The organism is Priestia sp. FSL P4-0332, from assembly GCF_038005845.1.
Classification (GTDB): domain Bacteria; phylum Bacillota; class Bacilli; order Bacillales; family Bacillaceae_H; genus Priestia.
On record NZ_JBBOUA010000001.1, the window covers coordinates 3831777 to 3845138 of the forward strand.

The 13362-nt window shown below is 39.7% G+C and carries 14 protein-coding genes and 1 other annotated feature; of the genes, 4 read left to right on the forward strand and 10 right to left on the reverse strand.

All coding sequences use genetic code 11. The annotated features are described in order from the left end of the window. Nucleotides 1-95 precede the first annotated feature (95 nt). From MKY06_RS20165 to MKY06_RS20175, 3 genes are all read right to left on the reverse strand, one after another. Complete coding sequence (locus MKY06_RS20165) at nucleotides 96-1223, reverse strand: NADH-dependent flavin oxidoreductase (protein ID WP_013058635.1); 1128 nt, start codon at nucleotides 1221-1223, stop codon at nucleotides 96-98. 195 nt (nucleotides 1224-1418) lie between these two features. After that, nucleotides 1419-1604, reverse strand: coding sequence for a Fur-regulated basic protein FbpA (locus MKY06_RS20170; RefSeq protein WP_013058636.1), 186 nt, complete (start codon nucleotides 1602-1604; stop codon nucleotides 1419-1421). Between the two features lie 109 nt (nucleotides 1605-1713). Continuing rightward, nucleotides 1714-2598: a DUF4405 domain-containing protein gene (locus MKY06_RS20175; protein WP_098979965.1), complete on the reverse strand. Its 885-nt coding sequence runs from the start codon at nucleotides 2596-2598 to the stop codon at nucleotides 1714-1716. Nucleotides 2599-2835: 237 nt separating this feature from the next. Then, nucleotides 2836-3067 (forward strand) — a binding site (T-box leader). Nucleotides 3068-3134: 67 nt separating this feature from the next. On the opposite strand from MKY06_RS20175, the gene MKY06_RS20180 reads away from it, so the two are divergent. Continuing rightward, a complete protein-coding gene (locus MKY06_RS20180; protein WP_029323851.1) occupies nucleotides 3135-4505 on the forward strand; it encodes an amino acid permease in 1371 nt (456 codons plus the stop codon). A 42-nt stretch (nucleotides 4506-4547) separates the two neighbouring features. Here MKY06_RS20180 and MKY06_RS20185 read toward each other — a convergent pair whose 3' ends face one another. The 4 genes from MKY06_RS20185 to MKY06_RS20200 all read right to left on the reverse strand — a co-directional run bounded on the left by MKY06_RS20185 (nucleotide 4548) and on the right by MKY06_RS20200 (nucleotide 8366). Further along, entirely contained in the window at nucleotides 4548-5774 is a 1227-nt protein-coding gene (locus MKY06_RS20185; RefSeq protein WP_013058639.1) for a DUF819 family protein, read from the reverse strand. A gap of 369 nt (nucleotides 5775-6143) precedes the next feature. Then, a complete protein-coding gene (locus MKY06_RS20190; RefSeq protein ID WP_013058640.1) occupies nucleotides 6144-6710 on the reverse strand; it encodes a TetR/AcrR family transcriptional regulator in 567 nt (188 codons plus the stop codon). A 121-nt stretch (nucleotides 6711-6831) separates the two neighbouring features. After that, nucleotides 6832-7470 carry a hypothetical protein gene (locus MKY06_RS20195; RefSeq protein ID WP_057273875.1) on the reverse strand — a complete coding sequence of 213 codons (639 nt, stop codon included), beginning with the start codon at nucleotides 7468-7470 and terminating at the stop codon, nucleotides 6832-6834. Further along, the gene (locus tag MKY06_RS20200) at nucleotides 7467-8366 is read right to left on the reverse strand and encodes a LysR family transcriptional regulator (protein ID WP_013058642.1); all 900 of its coding nucleotides are present in this window, start codon (nucleotides 8364-8366) and stop codon (nucleotides 7467-7469) included. Before MKY06_RS20200 ends, MKY06_RS20195 begins: the two co-directional genes overlap by 4 nt. A gap of 155 nt (nucleotides 8367-8521) precedes the next feature. On the opposite strand from MKY06_RS20200, the gene MKY06_RS20205 reads away from it, so the two are divergent. After that, the gene (locus MKY06_RS20205; RefSeq protein ID WP_098399890.1) at nucleotides 8522-9271 is read left to right on the forward strand and encodes a sulfite exporter TauE/SafE family protein; all 750 of its coding nucleotides are present in this window, start codon (nucleotides 8522-8524) and stop codon (nucleotides 9269-9271) included. A gap of 21 nt (nucleotides 9272-9292) precedes the next feature. Here MKY06_RS20205 and MKY06_RS20210 read toward each other — a convergent pair whose 3' ends face one another. The 3 genes from MKY06_RS20210 to MKY06_RS20220 all read right to left on the reverse strand — a co-directional run bounded on the left by MKY06_RS20210 (nucleotide 9293) and on the right by MKY06_RS20220 (nucleotide 11566). Then, complete coding sequence (locus tag MKY06_RS20210) at nucleotides 9293-9787, reverse strand: GNAT family N-acetyltransferase (protein ID WP_013058644.1); 495 nt, start codon at nucleotides 9785-9787, stop codon at nucleotides 9293-9295. A gap of 73 nt (nucleotides 9788-9860) precedes the next feature. Then, the gene (locus tag MKY06_RS20215; protein WP_098196885.1) at nucleotides 9861-10502 is read right to left on the reverse strand and encodes an NAD(P)-dependent oxidoreductase; all 642 of its coding nucleotides are present in this window, start codon (nucleotides 10500-10502) and stop codon (nucleotides 9861-9863) included. A gap of 401 nt (nucleotides 10503-10903) precedes the next feature. Beyond that, on the reverse strand, nucleotides 10904-11566 hold the full coding sequence (locus MKY06_RS20220; protein ID WP_013058646.1) for an MgtC/SapB family protein: 663 nt from the start codon (nucleotides 11564-11566) through the stop codon (nucleotides 10904-10906). A gap of 111 nt (nucleotides 11567-11677) precedes the next feature. On the opposite strand from MKY06_RS20220, the gene MKY06_RS20225 reads away from it, so the two are divergent. Both MKY06_RS20225 and MKY06_RS20230 read left to right on the forward strand, forming a co-directional pair. Continuing rightward, a complete protein-coding gene (locus MKY06_RS20225) occupies nucleotides 11678-12169 on the forward strand; it encodes a class I SAM-dependent methyltransferase (RefSeq protein ID WP_013058647.1) in 492 nt (163 codons plus the stop codon). A 363-nt stretch (nucleotides 12170-12532) separates the two neighbouring features. Continuing rightward, complete coding sequence (locus MKY06_RS20230; protein WP_029323865.1) at nucleotides 12533-13252, forward strand: poly-gamma-glutamate hydrolase family protein; 720 nt, start codon at nucleotides 12533-12535, stop codon at nucleotides 13250-13252. Nucleotides 13253-13362 lie beyond the last annotated feature (110 nt).

Sequence of the window (13362 nt, forward strand, 5' to 3'; positions counted from 1 at the left end):
TAAATTAATGGTTCAAAAGCGCTATTCCATGAAGAAGCAAAAAGCGCAAAGACACGGGGGCAGTCCCATCGTCTTTGCGCTTTTCTGTCTTTCTTTTAATCTTCAACCGGGAACCAGCCTGGCGTGTTGATAACGGCTTGCCACAGTGGATCAGGAATGACAAGCTTTTCCTGATCTTTTTTGCTTAATGTTGTCACAATTTCATTTTCGCGGCCTTCTTTGACTTTTTGAACCCAGTCTGGATCTATAATTAATTCACGGCCAATCGCAAGCAGTGGAATACCCGTTTCAAGAGCTGCTGCTGCTTCGTCTGCTGTATGAATAGAACCTACGCCCATCACAGGCACGCGACTTCCTACTCGCTCTTGAATAATTTCAATACGTGAACGAGTATCTTCCACGCCTCGGCGCGGTTTTGACCAGAATTCCATTAGGGATACGTGAAGGTAATTAAGGTCTTTTTCTGCTAGTGCATCAACTAACTTCAACGTATCAGCCATTGTGATTCCGGGCGTTTCAGGCTCTTCTGGCGAGAAGCGATAGCCTACTAAAAATGGCTCTTTTGCATGTTTAGAAACGGCTTGCTTTACTTCGTCTACGATTGCTAGCGGGAATGTTAAGCGTTTTTCCACGCTGCCACCCCATTTATCTTCGCGGCGATTAGAATGCGGAGAAAAGAACTGCTGAATTAAATAGTTATTTGCTCCGTGGATTTCAACTCCGTCAAATCCTGCTTCAATAGCACGGCGCGTCATCTCACCAAAATCATGAATAATGCCTTCAATTTCTGCATTTGTTAACTCTCGAGGCACCGGTGCTCCTTCTTGTTCTGCAGCAACAGCACTTGCGCTAACAACCTCTCCATTTGGAACAAGCTCAGGCGGACACATGCGGCCTCCGTGGAAAATTTGAAGAACTGCTTTTGCTCCTTGATCTTTAATTGCTGTTGCTAAACGGCGCAGGCTAGGAATCATTTCATCGCTGTCTGCAGCAAACTCTCCGTGAAATCCTTTGCCGTTCGGCGTTCCGTATGTACATGCTGTAATGACCATACTAACACCGTTTGAACGTCGTACATAATAGTCTACTTCTGCATTTGATACTGTTCCATCTTCATTTGATGAAAAATTTGTCATAGGTGCAAGAATAACGCGGTTATCTAATTTGATGCCATTTGAAAAAGTAAATGGCTGTAAAAGCGGCTCATACTTTTTATTTGTCATTTTATTTCCCTCCAAAAATGATACGGTCAAAAATATTGGCATATTATAGGTAGAAACTGTTTTCTTTCCTACTAATATGTGTCATTTAAAACTGTAACTTTAAAATATACTGTTATTTTAAGCTGTACAGTTTTGCCTGTCAAAGAATAAGACTTTCTCATATAAAAAAGCACTCATACACTGAGTGCCTTTTTATCATTGCGAAAGAGGTTCTTGATTATACATAAATGCTTTTACTTTTACATATTGAGCTTCTAACTCTTGAAGTGTCAGTTCGTATAGATGCCGATTTCCTTTTTTATAAATACCAAAATTCAATAGCGCATTAATAAACCAATTTTTCTTATGTTCCGTTTCAGGCTGTGTGTGTTGTTTCACCATTTCCACCACCTAAGTTTATCTCATATTAATTTTGCAAAGCATTCGCTTTTACATAAATAATTTTACTTCTGTACGATGAAAAAACAGTGAAATAGAAAGCTTTTTTATTTTAAATTTCCGCAGCCGGACCCGCCATTTTTTTGCGTCTTTTTACTCCTGCTAATATTTTTTCAATATAATAAATAACAATAATAAAAACCGACATAATAGCAAAATAAGTACCGATTACAACAAAAGGATTCGGACTTTCAAAACCGCCTTCTTTTCCTTTCATCCCTCTTTCCAAACCTCCGCCATCGTGATCAAAGTTCGGACGTTCGTGACCAGCAGATGCCATCGCAGAAGATTTGTTCTCGCTAAATGAATGGCGATCAAAATCCGGCTTCCCACCGCCTTTTTGCGGCATATCTGAGGAACTTAAATTCAGCACTCTCGTTACTCCTCCAGGCTTTCCAAGAAAACCCGTCTCATTTATTTCGTATATGCCAACGACTAACAGTGCAACGGTTGCGAGCTTAGCTGCTATGTTCAAGCTTTTCTTTGACTTTTGGAATTTCGTCATATTTTTACATACATTTATAACCCATTGCCAATGAAGACCTATGTGAGCGGCTACTAAAATTAACACTAAAAATGATACTGAAATATGCGAAACCTTAAACCACTGTTCATTACCAATATTAATATTCGGAAATACTACTCTTGAAATAAAAATACCGCTAATCATAATAAATGACATCGTAATCAACAGCATGATATTTAAAAAATAACCGAACTTTGTTCTGCGGGGAAGCTTGCGGTCAAATAATTTAACCGTAACTCTCTTTACCCACTGCCAGTTTAGCAGCACGTGGGTAAAAAACGCGACGGCAATCGCTAGCCCCGCAATTTCATGAAACGTTAACCCTCCCAATACTTGTTTGTTAAAAAATAAAACAAACGTAACGGCCATTAAAAGATCCAGTCCAAACCGGACATACATCATCTTTTTCACTCTATTCATTCTCCTCACCTATGTATTTGTCAAAACAACCTCTTTTTCATATTTCTTAATGTAAGCAGAGTTGGTGAAAATTAGGTGAAACGACTGATTTTTTTACCAAAATAACCAGTCCTGAGTTCTAAAAAAACCAAAGTTCCATCATTGTATTTTTAAAGAAATAGCTGTTGACAAAGAAAAAAGAAGCACGTATAGTAATGGTTATTCATCAAGAACTTTCAGATTTTAATCAAAAACACAGCGATTGGGAGTAGTAGAAGCTTATTATTCGGTCAAGAGAGCTACGGGTTGGTGTAACGTAGTCCAATAATACTTTGAACTCGCCCAGGAGTGGTAATTCAGAAAGAATGCAGAAGTATTCTCTAAGTTTTAACGTCTAACCTTCGTTATCAGGTTTTAAGCAGGGTTCTTTAAGAGCCAACAAGAGTGGTACCGCGGTCAGCTAAAGCTTATCGTCTCTTCTCTCATTTGATAATGAGGTAGGAGACGATAAGCTTTTTTTATTTTATAAAAAAGTGGAGGGAAAAGTCATGAAGAAGGACAACCAAGGTTTACAGCGAACAATGACTTCACGTCACATTATGATGATGGCGCTAGGTGGAGCAATTGGCGCTGGTTTATTTAAAGGAAGCAGCTCAGCTATTGATATGGCAGGACCATCAGTTATCATTGCTTATTTAATTGGCGGAATTATTTTACTATTCATTATGCAAGGTCTTGCTGAAATGGCGGTTCGAAACAGTGACGCACGAACGTTTCGTGATTTAGTTCAGTCGATTTTAGGAAGCTACCCCGCTTATTTTTTAGACTGGATTTACTGGAAAATGTGGGTGTTAAACATTGCAGCTGAAGCCGTTGTAGCAGCTATTTTTATTCAGTACTGGCTTCCTGATTATCCAATTTGGATGCTTGCTTTAGGCGTATCCGTTATTGTCACAGTTATTAACTTGCTTTCGGTTAAAGCATTTGCTGAAACGGAATACTGGTTAGCCTTAATTAAAATCACGGTCATTGTGATCTTTATCATCGCTGGACTTCTATTACTATTTGTATCATTTGGTCACCATACCGCAGCGGGTTTTTCGAATTTAAGTGATCACGGCGGTTTCTTCCCTAAAGGACCAACTGGGTTAATTACAGCGATGCTAGTTGTCATCTACTCTTACGGTGGAACTGAAATCATCGGGGTGACGCTAGCTGAAACAAAAAACCCTGAAAAAGTAGTACCAAAAGCCGTGCGCAGTACATTAACGCGCATCATTGCTTTTTATCTGTTCCCGTTTTTTATCATCGTGAGCTTGATTCCTTGGAATGAAGTGAACGGCGTTTCTCAAAGTCCTTTTGTGATGGTATTTAACATGATTGGAATTCCCGGAGCAGATCATATTATGAATGCCGTGATCTTGTTAGCCGTTATTTCTTCAATGAACTCAGGACTTTACGGTTCATCACGTATTTTATATACGCAAGCAGTAGACGGTCGAGTGCCGAAGATATTTTCGAAACTTTCTGTTAACAAAGTTCCTGTCTATGCAATCTTAATGTGTACATCATCCCTTTATGTGGGCGTGTTGATTTCCTTATTTGCAGGAAGTAAAACATTTGATTATTTGATGGGATCCTTAGGATATACCGTGTTGTTTATTTGGTTGATTATTGCGATCGCACACTTAAAGTCCCGCAAAGTTCAGCCAGAAGCATCAAGCAGCTACTCTGTTAAATGGTTTCCTTATACGACGTGGGCTGCCCTAATTGCACTAAGCGCTATTTTAATTGGTGTTATCTGCACAACCTCCGTTGTTATTACGACTATTACACTGGCTATCTATTTATTTATTACAGCTACGTATATCTTTAAAGGCCGCTTTTATCGATCATCAGCAGTCAAGCACGCTAAATAAAAAAACGCCTCCTTTGAGTCATCAGAGGCGGCGTTTTTTTATTTAAAATGTTAAGTACCAATAGCCAAGTGCAAAGCCGATATAGTTACCAATAATATAGCCAAGCGTTCCTACTACCAAGATAGGACCAACCAAACTTCCCCATCCTTTAGCAATCGCCATTGCACTTGCTGTCGTAGGTCCCCCTACCGTTGCATTGCTCGCCAGTAAAATATGTTCTAAATCAATTTTAAATACTTTTCCTAAAAGCAGCCCCACAATTAAATTACTCATTCCCACAATGAGCACAAATAGAATCAAAAGCGGTGCTTTTTCAACAATTAATGGAATGGACGCCGGCACTCCAATGACAACAAAGAAAATATAAATGAAGTACGTGCCGATTTCTTGGCTTCCGCTAATGTTTTTAAAATAAGAAGGAAACAGATAAATGACAAGAAACGTAAGTGTGGAAAGCAATAAATATTTTTCGCTCAAAATAGTATGTAATAACGTTTGAACTACCGAAACATTTGGACCAGTTGGAATGATTGTTCCAAACCATTCGGCTAATTTAAACGATGCAACCACTAGAAAAAATGATGTACCAATTGAAGCCGCCACGTCTTTTAACGAAATTTCTTTTTTCGCCCAATATTTTTCTGCAAGCGTATGACGATCATTTTCTCCATATTGCCCAGCCTCTACTTCTTGAATATGAGGCGTCTTAAAATGTTTCCTAAAAAACTTCATAGAAGGAACAAACATATACACGGCAAACAGCAAAGCCATGACCATATTATCAGCAACCACCGTCGCCGAAACCATTTGACTTGATGGTTCAAATTTGGCCGTAACGGTAGCAAAGTTAACCCCTCCACCTACATAAGAAGCGCCGATAGCAGCTGCAATTTTTGCTAGTTCAGGAATATAATCTTTTAATAACAAGAAGCCTACCGTGCTCCCTATGACCGTTCCTACTGCACAGATTAAGAAAATAAAAAGCAGTTTCCGGCTTTCTTGAAATAATTCTTTCATATTGACTTGAAATAACAATAATGGAATGGCAAGCGGTACTAGATACGCCCAAACCGCATCATAAACCGGCGACTCTGTTGGAATGATTTTTAAATTTGATAGGATAAGCGCTCCTGCTAGCGCAATAATAGCTCCTGACAGAAAAGAAGCCCACTTATACTTTTGTTCGAGAAAAATACTAACAGAAGCCCAAATTGCTAAAATTCCCCATAGTGCCCACGTATCATCAGCTTGAATAATAGTAAAAATCACAAGCTACTCCTTTCTTTCCCTTTGTAAGAAATAGAATTTTCAGAAAATATACCTTTAAATTTTATCAATATATGCCAAATTCCGTCAATCTATAAAAAAGAATCGAGGACATAATAGTTTAGTTAAAGTGAAACACGAACTATCTATCAAAAAGGATGAATAGTTCGTGTTTTTTTATGATTATAGTGAACGTAGGTTCCATGTAGGTAGCTACTTCTAGCTGTTGATTATAGGACAAGGCGAAGACTCCTGCGGGGAAAGCGAAGCCTTGCACGGAAATCAACAGCGATGTCACAAGCAGTTCAGCTCATGTATCCCGATTGTTAGTCTTTAGATTAGATTCATTTTGTGATGTCCCAGCCTCACTTTTTATTTACGAACAAGCACTGGAATCTGCTGCTGAATCTGCTGCAAAGGAGCGCTTGTTTTCTCTGTTAACGAACGCAAGATTCCTCCTTCGATCATACAGTTAATCACAATTGCAAGCTCTCCTGCCTGCTTCTCTTGAAATCCGCTCTCTATCATTTTTTCTCTAAAAAGTTTTTCCCAATCTTGAAACGCTGCGTAGCAGACTTCGCGCAGCGGTTCATTAATAAGAGCCGTTTCTCCAGCCAGCAGTCCAACAGGCATACCAGCAATACTTTCTTCGTGTTCAAACTGCTTGGACAATTCTTCAATAAAATACTGAATAGCCTGCGCTGCATCAGAAGATTTATTTAGACTTTCTTTAATTTGAACTTGTACGTATTTATTCGTATATTGAACAGCGTGAATCGCCAGTTCTTCTTTCCCTTTTGGAAAATAATAATAAAGAGACCCTTTTGGCGACCCACTCTCTTTAATAATTTGATTTAATCCTGTTGCATGATAGCCTTGCAGCTGAAAAAGCCGCGATGCTGTTTCTAAAATCTTATCGCGTGCATTTGCTTTCTTCACAAAACGATGCCTCCCCTATATAATAAGTGGTTTCTATAACACTACTTATCATATAAGGAAATGAAATTTTTGTCAAAATAAAGTGAATATTTTACCATTTATTTTTTCTTCCTTTCATTTCTTATGACCTAATAATTGTTTTTCTTACTTCTTCCGCTAACGGTTGAAGAGGCGTAATAATACGGTCGCTTACCTCCTCCGCTGCTTCTACCATTGAGAGCTGTGCCACTGAAACAACAGTGTTATGCTCTTTTATTAGCTCATGTAAGACATGTTTTACCTTCTGTTTATACTTCTTTAGGTTTCCAGTCATTACTAGTTCAAAAGCACCTTCTATCACAACAGGGCGAACCTTTATCTTTACATTTTGATAAAATGCAAATTCGTCTAGGCGCTTCATTGTTCCTTCTACGGTCTCCGGATTTGTAAACACGATAAGCTGCGGTTCTTCTATTTCACATATTCGGCGAAAATAAGGCTCATCGATTTTAATAATTGGAACATCGCTTGTAAATGCTTCTGGTAAAAGAGCAATGTAATTCGTACACGTAAGTAAAATAGCATCCGCTGAACATTCTTCCATCCACTTTAACTGCTTTTCTACTTTTGCAGCTGCTGACTCCGCTGCAAACTTAGGGTCGGTTGTTACCCGATGTACAAGTCCAGGGTCTACGAAATGCATACAGTTCGCAAACGGCAGCGCTTTTTCTATATAAGAGATGTTCGAATGATGAGCGTGCAGGCAAGCAATTTTCTTCATCGTTTTCCTCCTGTATGATGGTCTTTGAAATACTGAATTAAAAATTCCTGGAACTTTTTCGCAACAGGAGTTAAATATTTATCCTTGTTCCACGCAATCCCAATTACCCTTGAAGCTGTGTCTTCTTTGAGCTTTATTTTTTTAATGCCTCGCAAGTCCACTCCCTTTATTTCAGGAAGCAAGGCAATCCCTAAATGAGCCGCTACAAAACCAATCACCGTCAAAAATTCTTCTCCTTCAAACGTAATATTTGGGACAATCTCGGCTTCGTCAAACAGCTGATCAAAAATTGTTCGGCTTCCGTATCCTTTTTTTAACGCGATAAACGATTCATGAGCCAACTCTGAAATCGAAAGCACTTGTTTTGAGGCAAAAGAATGCGTATCAGGGACATACGCGTACAGCTCGTCTTTCCATAAATATTCCCACTGAATTCCTGCCCTAGATTCCGTTACGGAAGACATACAAAAATCAATTTCCCCCGTTTGAAGCTGATCGAGCATGATGTTCGTGGCGTTCTCAAAAATTTGAAATTGAACGTTCGGATACTCTTGTAAAAAAGCATGAACTAGTTTTGGGACCGACGAAGCGCCTAATGATTTTAAAAAAGCAAACGAAATACTGCCGCGGTGAGGGTGGATTAAATCTGAAAGCTCACGTTTAGCTTCTTCCATTTCGTTTAATACTTTAGCCGTTCGTTCATAAAAAAGCCGGCCATATCGATTTAAAATGACTTGTCTTCCTTTTCGTTCAAATAGCGGCACGCCAAGCTCTGATTCTAATTTAGAAATTGAGCGGCTGAGCGTAGGCTGCGCGATTGATAATTTTTCTGCGGCCTTTGTGAAATGTTCCGTTTGAGCTACAACATTAAAATATTCGAGCTGCTGCCATTCCATTTTTTCACATCCTTTACTTATTACATAATACTATCAATTTCATATAAATTATACATTGGACGTCATAAAAAATTCATGTTTAAATGAAGAACGTAGCACTTGCTAAAAATGTTATGTGTCTGCATAGAATAAGTGTTGAAAGAAGGAATTAGTTTATGGATGTTTCAATTGTTTTAACAATGTTAGCCGTCGGACTGATCTTAGGATTTGTCGGAGCAGGCGGATCAGGTTTTATTATTTCAATTTTAACGCTGCTGTACGGCGTATCTGTTCACGTTGCACTTGCAACGGCTCTTACCGCAATGATTTTCTCTTCTTTATCTGGCGCAGTCAGTCATTACCGCGAAGGTAACGTATCTTTAAAATCCGGTATCTCTGTTGGTATCCTCGGTGCATTAGGCGCTTGGATTGGGTCTAACCTTTCATCCTTTATCCCAGAAGGCGAGCTAAAATGGCTAACAGCCGGTATGCTTTTATTATCTGGCGTTTTACTTTGGCTGCGAATGTTTTTATTTTCCCGTCAGCAAAAAGAACGTACGATTCCAACAGGAGCTAAATTTGTCGTCTACTCTTTACTGATCGGCTTAATCACAGGCGCTCTGTCAGGAATGTTTGGAATTGGATCAACTCCATTTATCCAGCTTGGCCTTATGATGGTGTTAGGCTTGTCTATTCGTCAGTCGGCCGGAACGACTATGCTCGTTATTATTCCGATTGCCGTCGGCGGAGGAATGGGCTATTATCAGCAGGGCTTTTTAGATATTCCGCTGTTGATTCAAGTAGTAGTCGGCACAATGGTCGGTTCATATATTGGAGCAAAGTTTACAAATCGCGTACCTGCTCCCGTATTAAAAACGTCCCTTGTAGCGCTGCCTATTTTCTCTAGCTTCCTCCTTGTTATATAAGAAAAAAGCTTGAACTCTTGTTCAAGCTTTTTTTATGTCCATCTGATAAACAAACTGCTTTCCTTGGCTTCCAAAAATATGCCGGCCTGTATCGACAAAGCCGCTTCTTTTGTACAGATGCTGCGCGGCCGTGTTTTTATAGTTCACGCCTAGCACCACTTCATTTTTAGTCGGAAAGTGATGGTTGATAAAAGAAGGAAGAAGTTTCAATGACTTTTTGCCAACTCCCTTTCCTTGATAATCAGGATGAATGGAATACGACCGTATTAAAAGCGCGCCGGAGCTCTCGGTATATTCTTTAACGGCTTCCCCTGCGTCGAGCACGAAAAAGCCGGCTACTTTGTTTTCTGCCAAAATCAAAACGGGCGTTCTGTCCTTTTCCTGCTCACAATTAGCTAAGGCTTCAGCGGGAAGTGCCGTATAAATAAGCTGCTCTTCAGGCAGCGTATAGCTATGTATAGACGAGTCGTACGCTTCACTATAACACGCTAGCGTTACGTTTTTTGTATTCTTCATTTTCTGCTGTACTCCTTTTCTTTTTTCATAGTATATCACTCACAAAAAAAAGCCGCATAAAGCGGCTTTTCCTTTATCTAGCGTCGGATACAACGGTAAAGCGTTCGTTTACATGCTCTCCTCGCTCAATTTCATCAATGACAGCAATAGCATAATCAGCATAGCTGACATGGCTGTTTCCTTCTGAGTTTAAAATAACATGATCTTTTCCTGTTTTATAAGCATCCGTTCGTTTTCCTGAAGGATTAAAAAATGCTGCTGGGCTAATAAACGTCCAATTAATATCGCTTGTACTTTCTAAGTCTTTTAAATTTTGAGCTTGGTTGTCAGCTGTCGCTTTATACTCTTTTGGAAAATCAGGCGTATCTGCTAAACGCGTCGTCTTCTCTTCATCGACAAACAAACTGCCTGCTCCTCCTACAACAAGAAGACGAACGTCCGGAGCTTGTTTAAATACATGAATTAACGACTGCCCCGCTTCTACATGCAGATGTTCTTTTCCTTCAGGAGCTCCAAACGCATTCACTACTGCGTCGAAACTTTCAATATCGTTTGCCGTAATATCAAAGATATCTTTTTCCAATGTACGAACATCCTTTTCTTCTACTTTGCCCGCATCACGTACAATTGCTGTTACGTCATGCCCGCGATTTAAAGCCTCTTTCACGATAAAACTTCCTGCTTTTCCTGTAGCGCCTACCACTCCAATTTTCATTTTATAACCTCCAGTAAAATTCTCTATATTTAGGTAATAGCCTTTTTTTGCTTTGCTAAAACACGGCGAAACAGTTTAAGCAAGATAGAGAACAAATAAAGAGACTGGAGCAAAAGTATTCTAGTTGAAGGAAGATCCGAACGTAGGTTTTATATATGTAGGTACTTCTAGCGGTTGATTGGAGGGCAAGGCAAAGACTCCTGCGGGAAAAGCGGAACAGGTGAGACCCCGTAGGAGCGCAAGCGGCGAGGAGGCTCACCGGCCGCCCGCGGAAAGCTAAGCCTTGCATGGAAATCAACTGCGGTGTACTAAACGATCCATACTGGCCCCTTTATCCATTTGTTCGACTTTAGATTAATTTAGTTATGTCTTAATCTCTTTGACAAAAAATAAATAAGTACTTATTCAATTTCAATAAATAACACATGAGCCATAGAATGAATCGATTTAATCAATTCTACTTTATTCCCTTTCTTTTTTGCTTTTCCTTTTATTTCAACAAAATAGAGCAGTTCACCTTGATGATGATCTCGGTGAATTTCATAGGATGAAATCATAATATTTTCCCTTTCAATCTTATCAAGAAGCTCATAAATATCCTCTTGATTCGCTGCACGAAACTTAATTAAAATGGAATGCGTAGAAAGAGATGTAAACATTACGTTCAATATTTCTAAGCCAATCAGCACCAGTATAGTTGCACTAATGCCGACTGTATACATACCCGCTCCAATGGTTAAACCAATTCCCGACGTTGCCCATACGCCTGCGGCTGTTGTGAGCCCTCTAATATGCTGCTTTTGAATAATAATCATACCTGCTCCTAAAAAACCAATACCGCTTACTACTTGTGCGGCAACCCGGCTCGGATCAAGGGCCATATGATCTTGATGAAGCACATCCGAAAAGCCGTATTTCGAAATTAGCATAATTAGCGTGCTACCGACAGCAACTAAAAAATGAGTGCGAAAGCCCGCTTCTTTTGCTCTAAATTCTCTTTCTAATCCAACCAAAGCTCCTAACAGACCCGATAGAGCTAGACGACTAATAAAAGCTGCGGTCATTTTTCCCCCTCCTTTCTCTTCATCTTCATTTTTTCACAAACGCACCTATTAACTATTTCTATTTTTGTTATAATTTACTATAACTAATTTTTGAAGTGGAGGCTAATCAAATTGGATAAAATCATCAATTATTACAGCAGATTCGATGAGTGGGGAAGATTAGAACGCGAGCCTATTGAGTTTCAAGTAAACTGGCATTTTATCAAAAAGCACCTTCCTCCCAGCGGACATATTTTAGATAACGGTGCCGGACCGGGAAGATATGCTTTGAAACTAGCGGAAAGCGGCTACGAATTAACTTTAACTGACTTGACGCCGCAATTAGTTGAGAAAGCCAAAGAAAAAGCTTTAGAACGGCAGGTATATGATGCATTTCATGATTTTCACGTGGCGGATGCCAGGAATCTTCAATGTTGTTTCGATGAACAATTTCATGCGGCATTAATGCTTGGACCAATGTATCATTTGCAGAAGAAACAAGATCGTATTCAAGCAGTTCGAGAGCTGTATCGAGTCACAAAACCAGGCGGAACTGTCTTTATTTCGTTTATGCCGCGCGTCCAGCACGTCATTTCTTCTTTAAAACATCCCCGGAGCGTTTAAAACCAAACAACACGGCAAAAGCGCTGCATGATTTTTATGAATCAGGCTGCTTTGATCATGCCGAAGAAGGCCGGTTTACTCATGCTTATTACGCTAATATTGAGGATATTATTCCTTTTTTAAAGAAGCATGGATTTCAATACATCGAGCTGATTGCCTCTAACGTTGCTTCGTCCGTTAATTCTGAGGAATGGACTTATTGGAAAGAAAAGTCCCCTGAAGAAATGGACAGCATCGTTCAACTGCTTATTCAACAAGCATCAAGTTCTTATCACCTTGGACTTTCTTCTCATTTACTCTATATCGGACGGAAATACTAATAATCACCTCTATTTATCATAGGATAAATAGAGGTGATTATTGATGAATCGTTTATTCAAATGGAGTACAAGCATTTTGTTGCCTTTCATGTGCTGCTTTTTGATTCTCCCTCCCTCTTATGCAAGCGGTGACTATTACTCCTCTTATGCCGAACTGCAGCAGCACGAAATTCTTCACCAAGACTACGATATTCGCTACGAGCAGCGCTTTAGCTACCTATCCATTATGGCCATTCATGGCGGAGGAATTGAACCGGGTACATCAGAAGTCGCCAAAGAACTCGCCGATCATTTTTCCGCTTCTTACTATTTATTCGAAGGCATCAAATCAACTAACAACGGAGTTCTGCACATAACCTCAGAAAACTTTGACGAACCCACTGCTAGAGGAATGGCTCAGCAAAGCATGTCCGTTTTGACGATTCACGGCTACAGCGGCAGTCAGCCTATCGTATATGTAGGCGGAAAAAATCAGCTTTATAAAGAGCTGGTAAAGCAATCGCTGCGCAAACACGGCTTTACAGTCCGTGACGCCCCTTCTGATATAGCCGGAACAAGCGAGCAAAATATTGTAAACGATAATCTGCTAAAAGCCGGAGTACAGCTTGAACTCACAGCCGAACTAAGAAAATCATTTTTCGTAAACCACGACTGGTCGAGAAATAACCGCATGAATGTAACGCCGCTTTTTCATGCATTTGTATCTTCCTTACAAGAAGCATCTTCTTCCTATCAAACTTTCCTTTACCTACAGATTCACTAATTTTCACAAACTCTCGATTTTCAGACAAAAAACCGGCGCAGTCTGTGTAATCAAACGCGCTGGTTCTTATCTATTTCTCTCGCTAAAATAGACCGTTTAAAGTCTTTTTG

Coding starts and splice junctions, on each gene's coding strand:
- MKY06_RS20165 (WP_013058635.1), bottom strand. CDS start 1,223: ATGACAAATAAAAAGTATGAGCCGCTTTTACAGCCATTTACTTTTTCA.
- MKY06_RS20170 (WP_013058636.1), bottom strand. CDS start 1,604: ATGGTGAAACAACACACACAGCCTGAAACGGAACATAAGAAAAATTGG.
- MKY06_RS20180 (WP_029323851.1), top strand. CDS start 3,135: ATGAAGAAGGACAACCAAGGTTTACAGCGAACAATGACTTCACGTCAC.
- MKY06_RS20195 (WP_057273875.1), bottom strand. CDS start 7,470: ATGAAGAAAATTGCTTGCCTGCACGCTCATCATTCGAACATCTCTTAT.
- MKY06_RS20200 (WP_013058642.1), bottom strand. CDS start 8,366: ATGGAATGGCAGCAGCTCGAATATTTTAATGTTGTAGCTCAAACGGAA.
- MKY06_RS20205 (WP_098399890.1), top strand. CDS start 8,522: ATGGATGTTTCAATTGTTTTAACAATGTTAGCCGTCGGACTGATCTTA.
- MKY06_RS20210 (WP_013058644.1), bottom strand. CDS start 9,787: ATGAAGAATACAAAAAACGTAACGCTAGCGTGTTATAGTGAAGCGTAC.
- MKY06_RS20215 (WP_098196885.1), bottom strand. CDS start 10,502: ATGAAAATTGGAGTGGTAGGCGCTACAGGAAAAGCAGGAAGTTTTATC.
- MKY06_RS20220 (WP_013058646.1), bottom strand. CDS start 11,566: ATGACCGCAGCTTTTATTAGTCGTCTAGCTCTATCGGGTCTGTTAGGA.
- MKY06_RS20230 (WP_029323865.1), top strand. CDS start 12,533: ATGAATCGTTTATTCAAATGGAGTACAAGCATTTTGTTGCCTTTCATG.